Genomic DNA, 20105 nt, shown 5'->3' on the forward strand with positions numbered 1-20105 from the left:
CTCTTTGTACTTAATTTGAACTTAACTCTAATATAAACTGCCGCTATTAATTATGGGTTGAGCGTTCTTATCACCACATAATACCACCAACAAATTACTTACCATCATCGCCTTGCGTTCTTCGTCAAGTTCTACGACACCTCTCGATTTGAGTCTATCCAGTGCCATTTCAACCATACCTACTGCACCCTCCACAATCTTGCTGCGGGCAGCAATAATGGCGGTAGCTTGCTGGCGCTGTAACATGGCGCTGGCAATTTCTGGTGAATAAGCCAAATGGCTGATTTTAGACTCATGCACAGTTAACCCTGCTTTACCTAAACGCTCCTGAATTTCTTGTTTCAATATTTCAGAAATATGTTGAGGGTGGCTGCGCAAAGCGATATCGGCACTGTTATCATCTTGCCGATCGTAGCAATAACTGCTGGCCATATTTCTAAGAGCTGATTCAGTTTGAATAGTGACGTAACTTTCATAGTCATCTACCTCAAACATGGCTTCAGCCGAGTCTGTCACAGACCAGACTACTATAGTGGCGATTTCTATCGGGTTACCTAAGTTATCGTTCACTTTTATTTTGGCTGATTCAAAGTTGCGAATACGTAAGGACACGGTTTTGCGCATAAAAAATGGGATGGTCCAGCGAAGGCCATTGCGTTTTTCAGTGCCCACATAACTACCAAATAAGGTCATGACTTTAGCTTGATTGGGTTGCACCATAAAAAAGCCAGCCCAACAAATCAGCACAATGATGGAGCAAACCATACTGACTGGGAGCAGTATTTTGTTTGCGAGCATGATGCCAAAACTCACTTGTAGTAAGGGTAAAACCACAAAAAAAGCTACATACCCGTTAATCGAAAACCCTTTTTTCTCAGTAATCATATAAAACTCCTTATTGATATCATTATGATATTGAATTGAGGTTAGTGTTGTTTTGTAAAAAAAGCAATTTATTTGTGAAGGTATTGATTCGAGCACCATTTTTTGAAAATTATATGTTTTTGAATACCTGTAATTTGCGAGATTTAGTGGTTAACCAGCTGAAATTAATCAGAAAGTTGTCAGGTTTTTGACACATTTAAAGAGTTATTTTTTTACAATTCTTTTATGGTTTTTTAATTAATTGTTTTTCATGGAGAAAAACAATTAGGTACAACTATTGCAATTGTCTTGACCAATGGGTCAAGTTTATCTGTTGAACAGCATGTATTTCATTCCCTGTCACACGGATGTCACAGAAGTTTAAGATCATCGCTTACACCAAAAAATATAATTATTAAAAGTCGGAACACCGACCCTTACAAATTTTCAGGAGAAAACATGAAATTGAAATATCCAGCTCTGCTGGCGCTCATAGCAGCGTCCTCAGTGCAAGCCAGTGACATTGTGATCACAGGTGTGTTTGATGGGCCAATTCCCGGCGGCATACCTAAGGGTGTTGAGCTATTTGTAGTCAATGATATTGCAGACCTTAGTGTATGTGGCGTTGGTTCTGCTAATAACGGTGGTGGCACTGATGGTCAGGAATTTACATTTCCGGCCACCGCAGCAACCGCTGGCAGTTACATTTATCTGGCCTCGGAGAGTCCGCAGTTCACTGCTTTTTTTGGCTTTGCTCCCACCTATACTGATAGTGCCGCTAACATTAACGGCGATGATGCAATTGAGTTGTTTTGTGATGGTGCAGTAATAGATGTATTTGGTGATATTGCTGTCGATGGCTCTGGTACTGATTGGGAATCCTTAGACGGTTGGGCTTATAGAACTGCAGGTACTGGTCCAGATGGTAGTACCTTTGTTATTGCAAATTGGAGTTTTAGTGGTGTTAATGGTCTTGAGGGTGGGTTGACCAATGACACAACAACAAGTCTGTTCCCTTTAAAAAGTTACTCAGAAGAAATTGATGGCGGCGGCGATGGTGGTGATACGGGCGAAGAACCAACTGCACCATGTTTTAATTGCCCGGAACTAGAAACAATTGCTGAAGCCAGTCTTTTTGACGACGCAAGTTACTATGCAACTGCTATTACCGAAGTGAACGCCAGTTCTCCAGCGTCATTTATCAAAGTTGCGATCAACCAAATTATCAGTGCCGATCATAAGGATCTGAGCTACTCCGAAGTGTGGACTGCTTTGACCCATACGGATGAGGACCCAAACAATACAGATAACGTTATTCTTTGGTATACCGGTCGTTCGATGGCTAAAAACTTAAACGGCAGTGGTTCCCAAAGTACCGATCCAGATAACTGGAACCGCGAACACAGCTGGCCCCAAAGCCATGGTTTTGCGGATTTGGAAGAAAGCGCTGAGGCCTATACTGATATTCATCATTTACGACCTACCGATATTTCGGTCAATCAGAGTCGAGGAAACTTAGATTTTGATAATAGCGATAATGAATTAGCAGAGTCTACGATCAACAGAATTGACTCGGACTCATTTGAACCACGTGATGCGGTGAAAGGCGATGTTGCGCGAATGATGTTCTATATGGACACCCGCTATGAAGGCAGTGATACCACTACAGATCTTCAGTTGGTGGATCGTTTAACCTCAATTGATATGCCAGAACTCGGTCGCTTATGTCGTCTAATTGAATGGCATAATGCTGATCCAGTGGATGCAGCCGAACAGTTACGTAACAACACTATCTACGAATTTCAAGGTAACCGAAACCCCTATATTGATCATCCTGAATGGGTTTCCATACTGTATCAAGCAGATGTTTGCTCTGAAGATACAGGTGGCGGTGATACGGGGGGGGACACAGGTGGTGACAGCCCAATCAACTTGTTCATTTCCGAATATGTTGAAGGTGGCAGTAATAACAAAGCCATCGAAATTTATAATAATTCATCGCAAGCTGTTGATTTAAATTCAGTTAATGTGTCACTTGCACGTTTTTCTAATGGTAGTTCATCAGGAACAAATATTGCTCTAACAGGCACTATTCCTGCCAACGGTACCTATGTCATTGTTAACACTAGCGCGAATGCTGACTTTAAAGCAAAAGCCGATCAAGAGTCTGGTAGTGTTAATCACAATGGTGATGATGCTTATACATTGTCTGTAGATGGTGTTGTAGTTGATTCTTTCGGGCAAGTGGGAACTGATCCTGGCTCTAAATGGGGTACAGGTGACACTAGTTCGCAAAATACCACTCTAGTACGTAAAGCATCAATTTTTACTGGTGACACTTTTATCGATGATGCATTCGACCCTGCGGTGCAATGGATTGGTTTTCCTCAAGATACTTTTTCTGAACTTGGTCAACATGAAATTGATAACAAAGAGTTGTTCTTTTCTGAATACATTGAAGGTTCAGGGAATAATAAGGCCTTAGAGATATACAACCCTAATGGTCGTAATGTGGATTTAAGCACATACAGCATTGTACTTTATCGCAATGGTGCAACTACTGGATCTAGCCCAATAGTATTAGAGGGCACACTTGAAGGTAACGATGTATTTGTCATCGCGACAAACGCTTCAACTGCAGCTCAAGAAATCAAAGATGCTGCGGATCAGTTCTCAAGTGGTATCAGTCACAATGGTGATGACGCTTATGTATTACTGAATGGCGAAACGGTAATCGATTCATTTGGTCGTGTTGGCGAAGACCCAGGTTCGAGCTGGGGCATAGGCGATGTGACTTCTGCAAATCATACACTATTACGTAAGGCATCTATTACTGTAGGTGATGTGGTTATTGATGATGCATTCGACCCAGCTACTGAGTGGGATGGTTTACCATCGAATGATTTCAGCTCTATTGGCAGTTATGGTAATGGTGATACTGGTGGTGAGGTAGTAGATTTTGGCCAATGTAGTGATGCTGCTACGTTAATACATAATATCCAAGGTGCTGATGACAGCTCACCCTTTGAAGGTGAAACTTTAATCGTTGAAGCCGTTGTAACGGCTGCTTTTGAGGCCATTGACGGCTTCTTTATTCAAGAAGAAAATTTTGATACCGATGCTGATGTAGCTACTTCAGAAGGGGTGTTTATTGCCTTTAGTGGTGATTTTCCCGTCGTTGGTAGTGTTGTGCGAGTAATGGGTACCGTTTCCGAAAGCTTTGGTAAAACCCAAATTAACGTCTCTGAAGACTGGCTTGAGTGTGGCAGTGGTACTGCCACTTCAGCTACATTGAACCTTCCTTTTGTAAGTGTTGAATCTGCTGAGTCATTAGAAGGGATGTTAGTTACAACTAACCAAGAGCTAACCGTCAGCGATAACTTCCGTTTAGGTCGATTCGGTGAAGTTGCCTTGTCTAATGGCCGTCTATTCATTCCAACTAACGTATTTTTACCTGGTTCTAGCGAAGCACAAGCTCTAGCAATTGAAAACAGCTTAAATGTTGTTTACATGGGTGATGCAAATCCAGCGCAAAACCCTGAGCCTATTATTTTTCCTGCAGGAAATTTGTCAGCGGTTAATACACTTAGAAGTGGTGACACGGTAAGTTCGGTAACGGGTGTTTTAGATTATGATTTTGGTAAATATCTCATTAATCCTACTGTTGCGCCTATTTTTGCTGCAACTAACCCACGTACAGCGGCTCCCGATTTAAGATTAGGTAACCTTAAAGTGGCGAGTCTCAATGTTCTTAACTTCTTTAATGGTGACGGGCAAGGTGCTGGGTTCCCAACATCTCGTGGTGCAGATTCAATCGAAGAATACGATCGTCAGATTGCTAAGACGGTTGAAGCCATTGTGATTATGGATGCTGATATTGTTGGGTTGATGGAAATTGAAAACGATGGTTTTGATAGCTTCAGCGCGATTGCTCAATTAGCTGCAGCAGTGAATGCGGCCATGGGCGAAAATGTTTATAGCTATGTTAATGCAGGTGGTCCTGTTGGAACTGATGCAATAACCGTTGGTTTGCTCTACAAAAACAGCGTAGTCAGTTTGTCTGGCGCAGTGGATATTCTAAATAGCGATAACTCTATCAGTGATGAACAAGGTCCTTTGTTTGACACTCTTAAAAACCGCCCGGCAATGTCGCAGATGTTTACCTTAACTGAAAATGGTGAACAGATAGTGATCAGTGTGAATCACTTAAAATCAAAAGGTTCAAGTTGTGGTGAAGGAGATGATGATACAACTAACGGTCAAGGTAATTGTAATGGAACAAGAACTCGCGCCGCGACTGGCTTGGTTACTCACTTGGCACAAAACTTCACTGATTTACCTACGTTAATCATAGGTGATTTGAACTCTTACGCAAAAGAGCAGCCCATCACTACTATTGCTTCCGCTGGATATACCAACTTAGTTGAATACTTCCAGGGTAGCAAAGCCTATTCATATACCTTTAATGGTGAACTTGGATACTTGGATCACGCACTTGGCAACAATAAATTGTTGGTTAAAGTTGTAGATGTTACTGAGTGGCATATCAATGCTGACGAGCCTATCGTTTTGGATTATAACGTTGAATTTCAGACTGAAACGCAGCAAGCCAGTTTGTATGCACCTGACCAATACCGTATGTCAGATCACGACCCTGTGTTGATTGCTCTACAAATTGATGCCGAAGTCAGTAACGAAGAAACTTCTGCTGATGTAAATGCTGATGGCAGTATCAATTTCAATGACTACTTTGCCATTTTAGGCATGTTAGGAAGTGCCCCAGGAGATGCCAACTTCAATGTAATTGCAGATTATGACGGTGATGGTGTGATTTCACCTTTAGATTTGCAAGCTTGGTATCAGTTGTTCCTAAGCCAATAAAATAATCCGGCTACCTGCTATTGAGTAGGTAGCCAATATTTCAATTTTAAAGAAGAGATGTATACGATGAAAAATGTAATTTTTAATAGTAAAGTTCTAAAAGCATGTGCTTTGGCAGGTGGTTTATTGATGAGTACTTTTAGTGCACAAGCTGACTTGGTTTTGTCTTTTGGCGAAAGTGATGTTGAAGTAGGATTGAATGACACTTTTACCCTTGAACTATTTGTTGAAACCGAAGCACCTGTAGATTCGATTATATCTTGGGGGCTAGATCTCGACTTTGATAATGGGATCCTTGCATTAAATAGCTTTACCCTTGGTAGTGATTTTTTTGCAGGATTTACCCTGGATGGCGATATGATTGGTGGCGTTGGAAATGGCGCTGGCGCTGGCCCATTTGGCTCTATATTTGGTTCAAATATATTACTGGGTACATTTGAATTTACAGCTGTAGGTTATGGCTTAACTTCAGCGAATACTTCAAGCACATTCGGCGATATATTTGAGGGTTTTACTGGATTGAATCCGTTTGTATCCAGTGCTTTCAATAGTGCTTCAGCAAATATTTCAGTTGTTTCTGCACCTGCAACCGTTGGCTTGTTTGCCGTTACTGTTTTAGGTTTAGCCGGATTTCGCCGTAAAGCTTAACTCCAAAAAACATTAAAAAGGCGGTTGATGCAAATCAACCGCCTTTTTGTTTTTAGCTACTTGTAGCAGTTATTTGTGACTATTGGTAATCAAACTCCATATCGCTTAAAGCCATCAAATCATCGGCACCAGTAAACAAGTTTGCTTTAAAACCGTCTTTTCTAGGTAACAGTCTTTTTATATAAAACTCACAGGTTTTTGCTTTGCCGTGTTTAATCTTTTCATTGGTACTGTTACTGGCTGTATCAGCCAAGCTCATCCAAATTACGCCAAGCAGGCAATAAGCGCTGTAATGCATAAAGTCGGTGGCCGCCGCTGCTAAATCAACGGCATTTAAGGATTTAAGTTGTTCAGCGGTATTTAACCATTCCTGCAATAAGGCCTCTGCTTGAGTCTTGGCTTGTGGGTCGCTGATCTCGGCGACTTTACTGGCAAACAAGGCATGGGTGTCTTCCAGCATAGTGCCTTTGTCTCTGGCTAACTTACGGGAAATTAAATCAAGGGCTTGAATACCGTTAGTTCCCTCGTATAGCTGAGTGATACGCGCATCACGTACTAACTGCTCCATGCCCCATTCGCGAATATAGCCGTGGCCGCCATATATCTGTATTCCCAAATTAGCCAACTCTGTAGCCATTTCGGTCATAAAACCTTTAGCTATAGGGGTTAAAAAAGCCACAATGTTATTGGCTTTGCTTTTATCACTGGCATCGCTCGCAAATTTTTCGATATCCATTTGCTGAGCATACAAAAGAGACAAGGCTCTGCAGCCTTCAACTAGGGCTTTTTGAGTGAGTAACATCCGGCGCACATCTGGCTGGTGGATAATGCCATCGGCCTTTTTGTCTTTTTGCTGTATGCCTTGTGGAGCACGTGACTGTAAACGGTCTATGGCATAGGCCAGTGAGCCTTGATATGAGGCTTCACTGATCGATAAGCCTTGCAAGCCCACCTGAAAGCGCGCGTCATTCATCATGGTAAACATACAGGCTAAACCGGTATGGGGTGCGCCCACTAAGAAACCTTTGGCACCATCAAAATTCATGACACAGGTTGGGCTGCCTTTGAGTCCCATCTTTTTTTCTATGCTACCCACTGATAAGGTATTCGCTTGTCCTGGTGTACCCTCTACAGTTGGCAAAAATTTAGGCACTAAAAATAGACTGATGCCTTTCACACCAATGGGTGCGTCGGGTAAGCGGGCAAGTACCAAATGAACGATATTGTCTGTCCAGTCGTGGTCTCCGGCAGAGATAAATATTTTGCCGCCCGTAATATTAAAACTACCATCGTCACTAGGTTCAGCCTTAGTCGACAGTAAACTCAAATCTGTACCAGCATGTGGTTCAGTTAAACACATAGTACCGGTCCACTCGCCAGAGATGAGTTTGGCGAGATAGGTGTTTTTTAATTCATCACTGGCATGTTTAGTGACGGCAAGTACAGCACTTTCGGTCAATATACTGGTGAGTCTCCAGCTAACATTGGCTGAACTCAGCATTTCCTGCACTGGGACGGCTATGGTGTGAGGTAAATCTTGGCCGTCATAGTCGGCACTTCCCAACATGGCGTTCCAGCCATTGGCAATATATTCTTGATAGGCCGCGGCGAAACCCTCAGGAGTCGTCACTATGCCATCGGTAAGCTTACAGCCCTGTTCATCACCTTCGCGATTAAGTGGAGCGATAACTTCCTCGGAAAACTTGGCTCCTTGATTCAAAATTTCATTCACCAACTCTTGATCAAAATCTTCTAATCCTAATTTTTGATAATGTGCCGACAGATTTAACCAATCATGCAGTATAAATTGCATGTCTTTTATTGGAGCCGTGTATTGGGGCATGGAAATAATCTCTAAAAGTCTAATATTGTGTTGATTATACTGTTATTTGCCGGTTTTGGTTCCTAAAAGTCATGTAATGACTATTAAACGTGTTGATGTGGCGCAAGTGATTTTATGAATGTTCGCTGCTTTTAGCCGAAGTTCTATTAACAATCATTCTATTTGATTATACACTTCACGCAATTGAATCAAATTAATGACGTTTACCCAATGATCTTGTTCTGTATCAAATGGGTTAATCAAAGAAATTTTACTGGTTTTGCGTTGAGCCCAAGATGGAACAGGAAATACCTGCAGTTGGCTAGAAAAATCATCTGTTAGTTTACACTCGAAATATTGGGTTTGGTTTGGGGCAGTAAACAGTAATTTACCTACTTCAACATTTAGCCCCGTTGTTTCCCAAACCGCTTGGTGCGCTGTGCATTGAGGGCTTATTAATTTTTGTTGTTTATGAGTGGGTAAATTCCAACCATCATCGTCATGGTTTTTGATTACTAACAGTTGAAAGTTTGATTTTATAAGACAGGCTGCTGCCGAGGGCTTTGTTTCTGTATATAATATACTCGTCCGGCACATAGGGTCGGCAGGGATATCTCTGCTGCATCCCAATAAAAAAATTGTTATGACTACAAATAGTCTATTCAGCATAATGTTTCGTACAAAAGCGGTATAAGTAAGGGGTATTATCACATCAATTTTCTTATTCTCCATAATTAATTGTAAAAGCTAGCAATTTATCAATTGCGTCAAAGGTCTTGTTCGGCTCTACGTTTATATAGGTTATCTAATGTCTAAAGGGTTAAAAGTTTCTCCTCTGCTAATTGCTGTGGTGTTGTGTTTAGGGTTAGTGGTGTATTTGTATCTGCCACAGGATGTGTCTCAGCAAGTTAAACAGGCCAATACAACTTTAGTCAAAGTGCATCGCACAATTGAAGAAGAGTTTGAGGTAATTGTTGAAGCTTTAGGTACCGGTAGGGCAAATGAGTCTGTACTGATAACAACACAAACTTCTGATATTGTTCAGAAAATTAATTTCGACGATGGTGATAGGGTCAAAGCCGGTCAGGTATTACTGACCTTAATCGATTTAGAAGAAAAAGCCCGATTAGCCGCCTTAGATGTTGATTTACAGGAAGCAAACCGTCAATTGAAGCGGATCTCCAACTTAGCTAAAAACAATGTCGCGTCGGAACAACTATTAGATGAACAACAAGCCGAAGTGAATGCCCTGATAGCAGAAATGAATGTATTAAAAACTCAGATGCGAGCATTGGAAGTGAGGGCACCTTTTGATGGTTTATTGGGACTGCGTCAAGTGAGTGTTGGGGCCTTAGTTAGACCCGGTGATGCCATTACTACTTTAGATGATTTATCCATTATCAAAGTCGATTTTAATATTGCCGAGGTTCACCTACCCAGTGTGGCCATCGGTCAAAATATCCGTGCTACTTCCATTGCCTATCCAGATGAAATATTCGAAGGCAAGATAGTCAGCATAGGCTCAAGGGTTGACCCTGCTACTCGGGCGATCCAAATTCGAGCCAATATCAACAACCAAGATTTTAAATTACGTCCGGGTATGTTGTTACAGATTAACTTACAGAAGAAAATGCTGACTACCTTAACCCTTCCAGAAGCTAGCTTAGTACCAGTAGAAGATAAACATTTTGTGTTTGTAGTTAACGATGCAACAGTAACAAGAAAGCAAGTGAACATAGGCCTGCGCAAACCCGGAAAAGTGCAAATTGTTTCGGGTTTAAAAGAAGGTGAGCTGGTTGTTATTGAAGGAGCATTAAAGTTAAGAGATGGCTCAAAAGTCAAAGTTCTTAATGCTGATGAGATAAAGGAGTAAGCCATGTTTCTTTCAGATGTATCGGTTAAGCGCCCGGTTTTTGCCTCAGTTGTTAATTTGTTACTTGTGGTTTTTGGTGTCGTTTCCATTAGTTTATTATCTTTGCGCGAATATCCTGATATTGACCCTCCTATAGTGTCAATCAACACGAATTACCCTGGTGCTTCGGCCTCGATTGTAGAAACGCGTATCACCCAATTAATTGAAGAGCGTATTAGTGGCATCGAAGGCATTAAAAATATTGAATCCAGTAGTCGTAATGGCCGCTCATCTATCAGTATTGAGTTTGACTTATCTAGAGATATTGATGCCGCATCGAATGATGTGCGAGAGAGGGTTAGCCGAGTACTGAACAATCTGCCCGATCAAGCTGAGCCACCTGAGGTGTCTAAGTCAAACTCAGACGAAGACGTTATCGTTTGGTACAACCTGCGCAGCGACAACCTATCGGTGATGGAATTAACAGATTATGCGGACAGATTTGTGGTTGACCGTTTATCTGTTGCAGAAGGCGTGGCACGGGTTCAATTAGGGGGTGGGCGCAGATACGCTATGAAGGTGTGGCTGGATAGAAATGCCATGGCTGCCAGAGATATTACCGTGACGGATATCGAGAACGTTATACGCTCTGAGAATGTCGAATTACCCGCCGGTGAAGTGGAGTCTATCGATCGGGATTTTGAAGTCAGAGTGGCCAGAAGTTTTCTCAGTCCGGAAGATTTTTCTAACCTAACCATTAAGGCCAGTGCCGATGGTTACTTAGTTAAATTAAAAGAAGTCGCACGAGTCGAATTAGGCGCCGAAGATGACGAAACAGAGTTTCGTGGTGGCGGCGTAAACATGATTGGTCTAGGCATTGTCAAACAATCAAAAGCCAATACACTCGAAGTGGCTAGGGCTGCAAAAGCCGCGATCCAACTTATCGAACAGACTCTGCCAGATAATATTTTTATCGTTCCAAGTTATGATTCCTCGGTGTTTATCGAAGCGTCTATTAACGAAGTATATGAAACCTTGGCGATCGCTATCTTGATGGTAGTGCTGGTTATTTATGTGTTTTTAGGCAATATTCGGGCAACGCTGATCCCCGCAGTCACTGTGCCTGTGTCTCTAGTTTCTGCATTTATAGTTATGTATGCCTTAGGCTTTTCCATTAACTTATTAACCTTGTTAGCTATGGTGTTAGCGATAGGGTTAGTGGTAGACGATGCCATAGTGGTATTAGAAAATATTTCTCGGCGCATAGAAATGGGTGAACCTCCTATTTTGGCGGCCTATCGAGGAGCTCGAGAAGTGGGTTTTGCGGTCATCGCCACCACTTTAGTTTTAATCTCAGTATTTGTCCCCTTGGTTTTCTTGGAAGGAAATATTGGCAGATTGTTTACTGAGTTTGCTTTAGCAATAGCGGCAGCCGTGGCTTTTTCTAGTATTACTGCCTTAACGCTGTCACCGATGATGTGCTCCAAACTATTGAAAAAACGCAGTCACCCTTCAGGATTTGCCCATTGGGTGGATACTAAGTTTAGTAAGATTGAAAGAGGATATTTCAACGGTCTAGGCACCACTATCCATCAACCGTGGTTAATGAGCTTGCTGGTGATTGGTAGCATAGTCGCGTTGTTTAAGTTGGTGCAAATATTACCAAGCGAATTTGTGCCTAAAGAAGACAGAGGCAACTTTTTTATACTTATGCAAAGTGCAGAGGGTTCAAGTTTTGAGAGCAATGCCGCTAATTTAAAAAAGATTGAGAGTATATTGCTGCCCTATACAGAAACGGGTGAGGCTGAGCGTATTATCGTGCGTACTCCTGGTTTTGGAGGCACTGCCGGTATTGCGATAGTAGGCACCGCTATTGGCCCAGAGAAAAAGGGCTCGACCTTTGATTTGATGGATGAAATCAGCGGTAAATTAGTCACTATCCCTGACGTTACCGCTTTTGCAGTTATGCGCAGTGGGATCGGGGGGCGTGGGCTCGGCCGGCCGGTACAATTTGTATTGCAAGGTAATACCTATGAAGAGCTAGTAGAATGGCGAGACATTGTATTAACTAAGGCTAGAGAAAACCCTAATTTAGTGCGAATAGACTCTGACTATAAAGAAACGTGGCCACAATTATTGGTGAATATCGATAAAAACCGAGCCGCAGACTTAGGTGTCTCTATTAGCGATATAGGACGAACTCTTGAGACTATGTTAGGGCAAAGGCGCGTATCCACTTTTCTTGATAAAGGCCAAGAATACGATGTGATCATGGAAGGCTGGGAAGAGGATTATCGTAGTCCTTCGAGCATTGAGAATATTTATGTTCGTTCATCTCAGTCTGAGCAATTGATCCCCTTAGATAACTTATTAACTGTGAGTGAAAACGCCACCTCATCGAGGCTCAATCGATACAATAGAATGCGTAGTATCACTATTAGTGCCAACCTAGCCGACGGCTATACGGTAGGTGAAGCATTAGAATATTTACGTAACATTGTGGATACCGAACTACCTGACGAGGTCGCTATTGATTATAAAGGCGAGTCTCAACAGTATCAGGAGTCAGGCGGCTCGATCTTATTTATTTTTGCCTTAGCCTTAGCTATCACGTATTTGGTCTTAGCGGCTCAATTTGAAAATTGGATCCATCCTTTGGTGATCATGTTAACCGTGCCTTTGGCGCTAGTTGGGGCGTTTATTGGTTTATACTTTTCTGGTATGACTTTAAATATATACAGTCAGATTGGTTTGGTGATGTTAATCGGCTTAGCCGCTAAGAATGGTATCTTAATTGTTGAGTTTGCCAATCAATTACGGGATGCGGGGGTAGAGTTTGAAGAGGCCTTACGTAAAGCGGCTACTCAAAGGTTGCGACCCATAGTGATGACAGGCTTTACTACTATTTTTAGCTCACTACCACTGGTTTTAGCCACAGGTGCTGGGGCTGAAAGTAGAACCGTCATTGGTATGGTGATATTCTCAGGTGTGACAGTTTCGGCCTTCCTAACCCTGTATATTGTGCCTACTGCCTATTATCTGCTTGCTAGGCATACTGGTTCCCCTAATGCGCGGGCTAAGCAAATAGCAGACTTAGAAATTAGCATGCCATATCGTAAAGGTGATGAAAATTAACAACTTTAGTTTGATGCTTGTTATGCGTTGGGTTATTGGTCTAAGAAACTTTTCAGTTGCTCAGGGCCGTTAAGGTGACGCAGTTTGCATATAAGGTTCACGATGATATTAATCAGTGATAACAGATTGTGTAAACTAGGACTCACCATCAGTCATTAATATTGTTTATCTATGCGTACTGAGCCATTAGCTAAATAAATCATACGGATTTTGTCTTGTGCGTGGAACCGCATAGATGGATCAAAATCTTGTACCACCATGTACTCACCGTCATTATCGATACTGATCATCAATTCAACTAACTGAATTGTCACTTGTTTGACACGTGCATGGCTGTCATTAGCTATGGAACTGCCCAACATGGCACCTAATATAGTACTGAGTGCTCTGCCGCTTCCACTACCAAATTGATTTCCTATGCTGCCACCAATTAGCGCTCCGCCAAACACCTTCCAGCCTTGATTGCGATCTTGGGTCAATTCAGTTTCTGTAATTTGGCGAACAGAGGTGACATGACCAAACAATACTTTATCAACCGGCACTGCTTGGTTGCGATCATATTCAGCTGCGGCTAGCGGCGTATACCCTGCCAATAGTATGAGACAAACTAACAGTGCTTTCATGATTCTATCCTCATTGTTGGTATAAGGTTTCTGATAAAAATTGAATTTACCAGCCTAATAGTTTTTTGCTACTGGTTTTACGTATTTCAGTTTCATCCGCCCATTCAACCAAACCACTTTCTAAGTCCATTAAGCGCATAGTGAATTTGTAATAGACATCTGAATTATCTGAATTAGTTTTGACTATACTGGCTAAATTTCCATACAACATATACTCAGCGCCCACTTGTTTACCAAATTGAACCGCTTTGTTTGGGTTGACTAAATCACCTTCATTTTGATAGTTCAGTTGCTCACGCACTGCACTGACTTTAGTCATGTCGACAAAACGAAACTTGCCTGAGCGTAACAATTGGGTTGAGATTGAATCCGTGAGTGACTCAGTATCAATATGTTCACTGGTTTTGTTTTTTACAGTATCAACAAATACAATGGGGCGTTTATTGGCTGTCATGGTACCCACTACAGGCGACTGAATAAGAGACTCTGTCATCTGATTAGTGATTTTCTGTAAATCTGTGGAGCCAAAATTGATATCTGTGGTTTCAATTGCGTTAGCATCACCATAACTGACCACCGACTTATTGGCACAACCAGCCAGTAAACTTATTGACAGGCCCATGGCACTGACTAAAAGTAATTTTTTCATAACTTATCCTTTCTTTTCATATTCTGTTGGGCTCTTTGTTTATTGTAAAACAAGGGAGCTGTTGTTAACCCTGCGTGATCCAGATGTGGGCACTGCAGGGGTTGATATCAATGGGGGCACAATCAATTCTCATTATTATTTTAAGCTGTTTTTCTGGAAGTCATTATGTTTTAGGTCAAGTGTTTTCATAGTTGAGTCAGCTTATGACTTTGAAAGTTTCCAATAGTTGTTACATTTAACAAACTAATGCGCTTAGGTTGGATATTTACTTCAATTAATTCAGTTTTACCACCAAGGTTAAGCTCTATTGTTTGTTTTCCTGGTGCTAAGGAGAGCCGTAATATTTGTACTTCATCAGGTAGGGTTAACCAACTACGGGTATCGGCCTGTTCTGAGGCCACGTTGTATAAAGCGGCCAGAATATTGCCAATTTCGCCCCCTTGCTGACTCATGGTACTGCGCAGCTTTTCTTTGGCTACAAGTCTTAAGGCTTGGCGTGTTACTAAGCTAGGCATTTGTTCTTGTAATTGTTTAGATGCGAGAGATTGTAATCTGACAATCTGTTCAGATGCATAGGTGTGTCCAGCTAGGTTGATTGTTAAGGCTGGATACTTTGCAAGTGTTCCATTATAAACAGGTAAGGCAAAACTAAAAAATCGCGGCTGATTAACACCACTAAATATGGGCAGATTAATGGACACTTCTTGTTTGGGATTAATTGCGCCGTTTTCGAGTAAAACAAGCAACTCGCCACTGTCAGCAATTTTAGGGGCTTGGTAAGCACCGTATTTTGCAGTAAATAATGCAAGGTCATCCGTCATACCCAGTCTGGTAGCCAGGCGTAGAACATCTTGTTGTAAGTAATGATTGTTTGGATAGATTTCTAAAGCACGTTTGTAATCAATATAGGCATCATTAGTCTGCAAGGCGGCCTCATAAAGTAACCCTGACAAGTAAAAAGTATAAGCATTTTGAAAACCGTTTTTAATATCACCTATCGTGGCTGACATAGACGGATACGCTCGCTCCAAAGACTGTCTATCAACGTTTGAATCGCCTGTATCTAGATCTTGCTGATGTGCTCTTAAGGCATTTTCTTGAACTAAATTTGCGCGGCGCACTTCAACTAAAGCACCTTCAAGCTGACCTAAAAACAAGTAATTTAAGGCTTGGTAGCTGTGTAACATTGTTTGTTCATAAGGTGCAACTTGGTAGGCAATGACATTGTCACTACTCACTAAAGATGCCACATTGGCGACTCCACGACTCAGCCTAAGTTTTGCTTTAGCAGCGTCTTCATCTAACACCTCAGATACTAAGGCAAAGTCTTTGCGGCTTTGGGTCCAATCATTCGCTAAATAATGTAAACGGGCTTTTTCAAGTAAGTTTAATGTGTAATTATTTTGATTGGCTTTTGGTTCAACAATCAATGCGGCAGCGGTTTTAAAATCCCCTTTTAACTGTGCAGATCTTACGTTTTTAAGCTGTTCCGCATAATCTGAAAATAAGTCTTTAAAACCTAAGCTGCTGCACGCAGAAAAACTCAATATTAAGCTGAGTACGATTACATGTTTTAATAAAGAATTCGGATGTAATAATGTGAAAAATGATAAACCCATGCAAACAGTAATCTTATAATAGGTGACAACACACCAGATTGAGACAGTAAAGTAGCCAAATAATTCGTAGTCAGAACCTAGTTACTTAAATAAAAAAGCCCCGACAATATACATTATCAGGGCTTTTAATCATTGTGCTTTTGATTAATCGTCTAAGAAACTTTTCAATTGTTCAGAACGGCTCGGGTGACGCAGCTTACGTAATGCTTTCGCTTCGATTTGACGAATACGTTCACGGGTTACATCAAACTGTTTACCTACTTCTTCAAGGGTATGATCGGTGTTCATATCAATACCAAAGCGCATTCTAAGTACTTTTGCTTCACGAGCTGTTAAGCCAGCTAACACTTCTTGAGTGGCATCTTTTAAGCTACCACCTGTAGCTGAGTCCAAAGGCTGCACTATAGTGCTATCTTCAATGAAATCACCTAAGTGTGAATCTTCGTCATCACCGATAGGGGTTTCCATTGAAATAGGCTCTTTAGCTATTTTCAATACCTTACGGACTTTGTCTTCAGGCATTAACATGCGTTCTGACAATTCTTCAGGTGTGGGTTCGCGGCCCATTTCTTGAAGCATTTGACGTGAGATACGATTCAGTTTATTGATCGTTTCAATCATATGAACAGGAATACGGATCGTACGTGCTTGGTCAGCAATCGAGCGAGTGATCGCCTGACGTATCCACCAAGTGGCATAAGTTGAGAACTTATAACCACGACGGTATTCAAATTTATCTACCGCTTTCATCAAACCAATATTACCTTCTTGGATAAGATCCAAGAACTGCAAACCACGGTTAGTGTATTTTTTCGCAATAGAGATAACCAAACGTAAGTTGGCTTCAACCATTTCTTTCTTGGCACGGCGCGCTTTGGCTTCACCAATGGACATACGGCGATTGATATCTTTGATATCGGCAATAATCAATCCGGTTTCGTCTTCTACCGTATTCATTTTGCTAATGGCGCGTTCAAGTTCTTCTTGGTGTTCTCTCATTTCCTCTGCATAAGGTAATGTAGAATCGAGTATTTTGAATAACCAAACGGTAGATGTTTCGTTGCCTGCAAAGGCTTTAATAAAGTCTTTTTTCGGCATTTTTGCTGTGATCACGCAGTGTTTCATTACTATGCGCTCTTGCACACGAATTCTGTCCATCATACTGCGCATGTTTTTAACCATTCGGTCAAACTGCTTAGGCGTTAGTCTAAATTCTTTGAAGACTTCGCTTAGTGCATTAATTTGAACGCGGGCTTCTTTATGAGAACGGCCTTTTGCATCGATAACATCACGGGCTTTTTCGTATTGATGACGAAGTGCAGTGAATTTTTCACGTGCTAACTCAGGATCTGGGCCTGTGTCTTCTTCTTCTTCCTCGTCATCGTCTGCATCCTTTAATTCTTCTTTAGATAATTCAGAACCAACATGGGTGGCAGTAGGCGCAACGTCTTGTTCGTTTGGATCAACAAAACCGATAATGATATCGCTAAGGCGAATTTCTTCTGCTTCGAACATGTCCCATTGGTCAAGCAAATGGGTGATGGCTTCAGGATATTCAGCAACAGAGCACTGAACCTGATTAATACCTTCTTCGATACGTTTGGCGATAACAATTTCGCCCTCACGAGTTAGCAGTTCAACTGTGCCCATTTCACGCATATACATACGTACTGGATCTGTTGTGCGACCTATCTCACTTTCAACAGTAGCAAGAGCTGCGGCGGCGGCTTCAGCTGCTTCATCATCAGTATCGCTTTCTTGCATCAAAAGCTCATCTTTATCAGGAGCCCTTTCAAATACCTTGATGCCCATGTCGTTGATCATACGGATGATGTCTTCCATCTGATCTGAATCGACAATATCTTGAGGAAGGTGGTCGTTAACTTCCGCGAAAGTCAAATAGCCCTGTTCTTTACCTTTAGCAATGAGGAGTTTTATCTGCGACTGCTTGCTTTGCACCATATAACTTACGCTTCTCGAATTAGTTGAATATTCATCAACCCCCCCGTCAGAGAGGATTTACGCTGTAACTTGCTTAATAAACCCAGTAAGTAATGTGTATTTACTGCGGTGTTAGCGAATTAGCCAGTATAGCATATTCACTAGGCATTGGGCTAGATCTTGGGTCATTTTTGTTCTTTTACAAGGTTACCTTTGTTCTTTTACAAGAAGATTAAGCTCTTGTTTTTCTGCATCGGTTAATTTGCTCACCCTAGACTTAGAAAACAATTCATCCATACGGCTCTGTAAATGCCAATCTAAAAGCTTGGAAAAACTATCCTCAAACACAGCTGCTTGGTTTTGCTCAGCATATTCCCACATCATTAATTTTGCTAATTGAGCACTTTGTGGGTGATGGCGAAAATGCTCTAAGACTTGCGCCGTATTTGCCAGAGGTTTGCTTAAACAAAACTGATAAAGCTCTATTAACATTGTTATACCTGGTATATCTACTGACACAAGGGGTGTTGGATCAGCGGCCTGACATTTTGTCGCTAAACTTGGATCATCTAATAGCAATCTAATCATCATACGTATCGGCGATATTGTGCTCTTATTCGGCGTGTTGAAGTCTAATTTTTTAGGCGTTTTTCTCAGATTTGCCTGCGCGACATCACGTTCGTATTTATGTTTGTTTTGGTCACCCATATAATTACTAAGATCAGATAATAGAATTTCCCGAATATTATCGCCGACTATTTGTTGAATGAGCGGTATGGCTTCGGTTTTTAAAGCGGCTTTACCCTCATTGCTGCTAACGTGATGACGTTGTAATAAGTTATCAAAAAAGAACTTAGACAAGGGCACAGCATCATTCTTTAGATTTTCTTCAAAGGTATCTTTGCCAATTTTACGCACTAATGTATCGGGATCTTCGCCATCGGGTAAAAACAAAAACTTCATTTCTACCCCATCTTTTAGATAAGGGAGAGCATTTTCTAAGGCACGCCAAGCCGCTTCTCTGCCGGCACGGTCACCATCGTAACAACACACCACTTCACTGGTAGCACGGAATAACATTTGAATATGCTCTGGTGTGGTGGCGGTGCCTAGAGATGCAACGGCATAATCGATACCAAATTGCCCTAGTGCTACAACGTCCATATAACCCTCGACAATCATTACTCGGGCTAAATTTCTATGGGCTTGTTTGGCCTGATAGAAGCCGTATAGTTCATGACCTTTATGAAATATACGGGTTTCGGGCGAATTCAGATATTTTGGACCACCATCGTCCAATACCCTGCCACCAAAACCAATAACACGTCCACGTTTGTCACGGATTGGAAACATAATACGGTCGCGGAAAAAGTCAAAGCGTCTTCTGTTGTCATTTTCGGTGATGAGTTTTAAATCAAGCAATTGTTCCTGATACACCGGGCTTAGGCCGAAAGTTTTAAGCACTGAATCCCATTCTGGAGGGGCATACCCCATATCAAAGGCTTTTACTATTTCGCCACTGAGGCCACGATTTTTTAAGTAATTGACCGCTTTATCTTTGTCGGGATGCACTCTGAGTTGTTGGGCAAAGTATTTAGCTACTTTTTCCATTAAATCGTAATCGCTTTGTTTTTGTTGTTTTTGTTCAGCCGATGGGGGAGGGGCACCGCCTTTTTCTCGTGGCACCTCGATACTATGATATTGCGCCAGTTCTTCAATGGCTTCTGGAAACTCTAGGCGGTCAAATTCCATTAAAAATGAAATGACGTTGCCATGAGCACCACAACCAAAGCAGTGATAAAACTGTTTGTCTTGACTGACAGTGAATGAGGGGCTTTTTTCGTCGTGAAAAGGACAGCAAGCTTGATGATTTCGACCCGCTTTTTTAAGGCGTACACGACTGTCAATTAATTCAACTATGTCTGTACGAGCAATAATGTCATCAATAAACTCGCGGGGGATACGACCAGACATTATACCTTCTCAATTAACAAAAACGGCTGAATTTATACCCATGCCGCCTCAAGATGACGGATTCAGCGGGAGTTTAAAGCGATTTAGGCAAGGCGGA

At 41.7% G+C, this 20105-nt stretch carries 12 protein-coding genes; 4 read left to right on the forward strand and 8 right to left on the reverse strand.

The features are described from left to right. Positions 1-27 precede the first annotated feature (27 nt). A complete protein-coding gene (locus CXF95_RS12670; RefSeq protein WP_232787819.1) occupies positions 28-885 on the reverse strand; it encodes an SPFH domain-containing protein in 858 nt (285 codons plus the stop codon). A gap of 438 nt (positions 886-1323) precedes the next feature. Here CXF95_RS12670 and CXF95_RS12675 point away from each other — a divergent pair, with 438 nt between their 5' ends. Next, the gene (locus CXF95_RS12675; RefSeq protein WP_101199032.1) at positions 1324-5745 is read left to right on the forward strand and encodes an ExeM/NucH family extracellular endonuclease; all 4422 of its coding nucleotides are present in this window, start codon (positions 1324-1326) and stop codon (positions 5743-5745) included. A 66-nt stretch (positions 5746-5811) separates the two neighbouring features. Beyond that, entirely contained in the window at positions 5812-6393 is a 582-nt protein-coding gene (locus tag CXF95_RS12680; protein WP_101199033.1) for a hypothetical protein, read from the forward strand. A 79-nt stretch (positions 6394-6472) separates the two neighbouring features. Here CXF95_RS12680 and CXF95_RS12685 read toward each other — a convergent pair whose 3' ends face one another. Both CXF95_RS12685 and CXF95_RS12690 read right to left on the reverse strand, forming a co-directional pair. Then, complete coding sequence (locus tag CXF95_RS12685; protein ID WP_101199034.1) at positions 6473-8236, reverse strand: acyl-CoA dehydrogenase family protein; 1764 nt, start codon at positions 8234-8236, stop codon at positions 6473-6475. A gap of 153 nt (positions 8237-8389) precedes the next feature. Further along, complete coding sequence (locus CXF95_RS12690; RefSeq protein ID WP_232787820.1) at positions 8390-8884, reverse strand: hypothetical protein; 495 nt, start codon at positions 8882-8884, stop codon at positions 8390-8392. A gap of 139 nt (positions 8885-9023) precedes the next feature. On the opposite strand from CXF95_RS12690, the gene CXF95_RS12695 reads away from it, so the two are divergent. Continuing rightward, positions 9024-10088 (forward strand): efflux RND transporter periplasmic adaptor subunit, encoded by a 1065-nt coding sequence (locus tag CXF95_RS12695; protein WP_101199035.1) that lies wholly within the window; start codon positions 9024-9026, stop codon positions 10086-10088. A 3-nt stretch (positions 10089-10091) separates the two neighbouring features. Beyond that, on the forward strand, positions 10092-13202 hold the full coding sequence (locus CXF95_RS12700; protein ID WP_101199036.1) for an efflux RND transporter permease subunit: 3111 nt from the start codon (positions 10092-10094) through the stop codon (positions 13200-13202). A 155-nt stretch (positions 13203-13357) separates the two neighbouring features. Here CXF95_RS12700 and CXF95_RS12705 read toward each other — a convergent pair whose 3' ends face one another. The 5 genes from CXF95_RS12705 to dnaG all read right to left on the reverse strand — a co-directional run bounded on the left by CXF95_RS12705 (position 13358) and on the right by dnaG (position 20008). After that, complete coding sequence (locus tag CXF95_RS12705; protein WP_101199037.1) at positions 13358-13825, reverse strand: glycine zipper 2TM domain-containing protein; 468 nt, start codon at positions 13823-13825, stop codon at positions 13358-13360. Between the two features lie 46 nt (positions 13826-13871). Further along, complete coding sequence (gene lpoB / locus CXF95_RS12710) at positions 13872-14474, reverse strand: penicillin-binding protein activator LpoB (RefSeq protein ID WP_101199038.1); 603 nt, start codon at positions 14472-14474, stop codon at positions 13872-13874. A 185-nt stretch (positions 14475-14659) separates the two neighbouring features. Next, positions 14660-16093 (reverse strand): COG3014 family protein, encoded by a 1434-nt coding sequence (locus tag CXF95_RS12715; protein WP_232787821.1) that lies wholly within the window; start codon positions 16091-16093, stop codon positions 14660-14662. 144 nt (positions 16094-16237) lie between these two features. Continuing rightward, positions 16238-18112, reverse strand: coding sequence for an RNA polymerase sigma factor RpoD (rpoD, locus tag CXF95_RS12720; protein ID WP_255418921.1), 1875 nt, complete (start codon positions 18110-18112; stop codon positions 16238-16240). Between the two features lie 129 nt (positions 18113-18241). Next, on the reverse strand, positions 18242-20008 hold the full coding sequence (gene dnaG, locus CXF95_RS12725; protein WP_101199040.1) for a DNA primase: 1767 nt from the start codon (positions 20006-20008) through the stop codon (positions 18242-18244). Between the last annotated feature and the right edge of the window lie 97 nt (positions 20009-20105).

Source organism: Paraglaciecola sp. MB-3u-78, from assembly GCF_002835935.1.
In the GTDB taxonomy this organism is placed as follows: Bacteria; Pseudomonadota; Gammaproteobacteria; order Enterobacterales; family Alteromonadaceae; genus Paraglaciecola.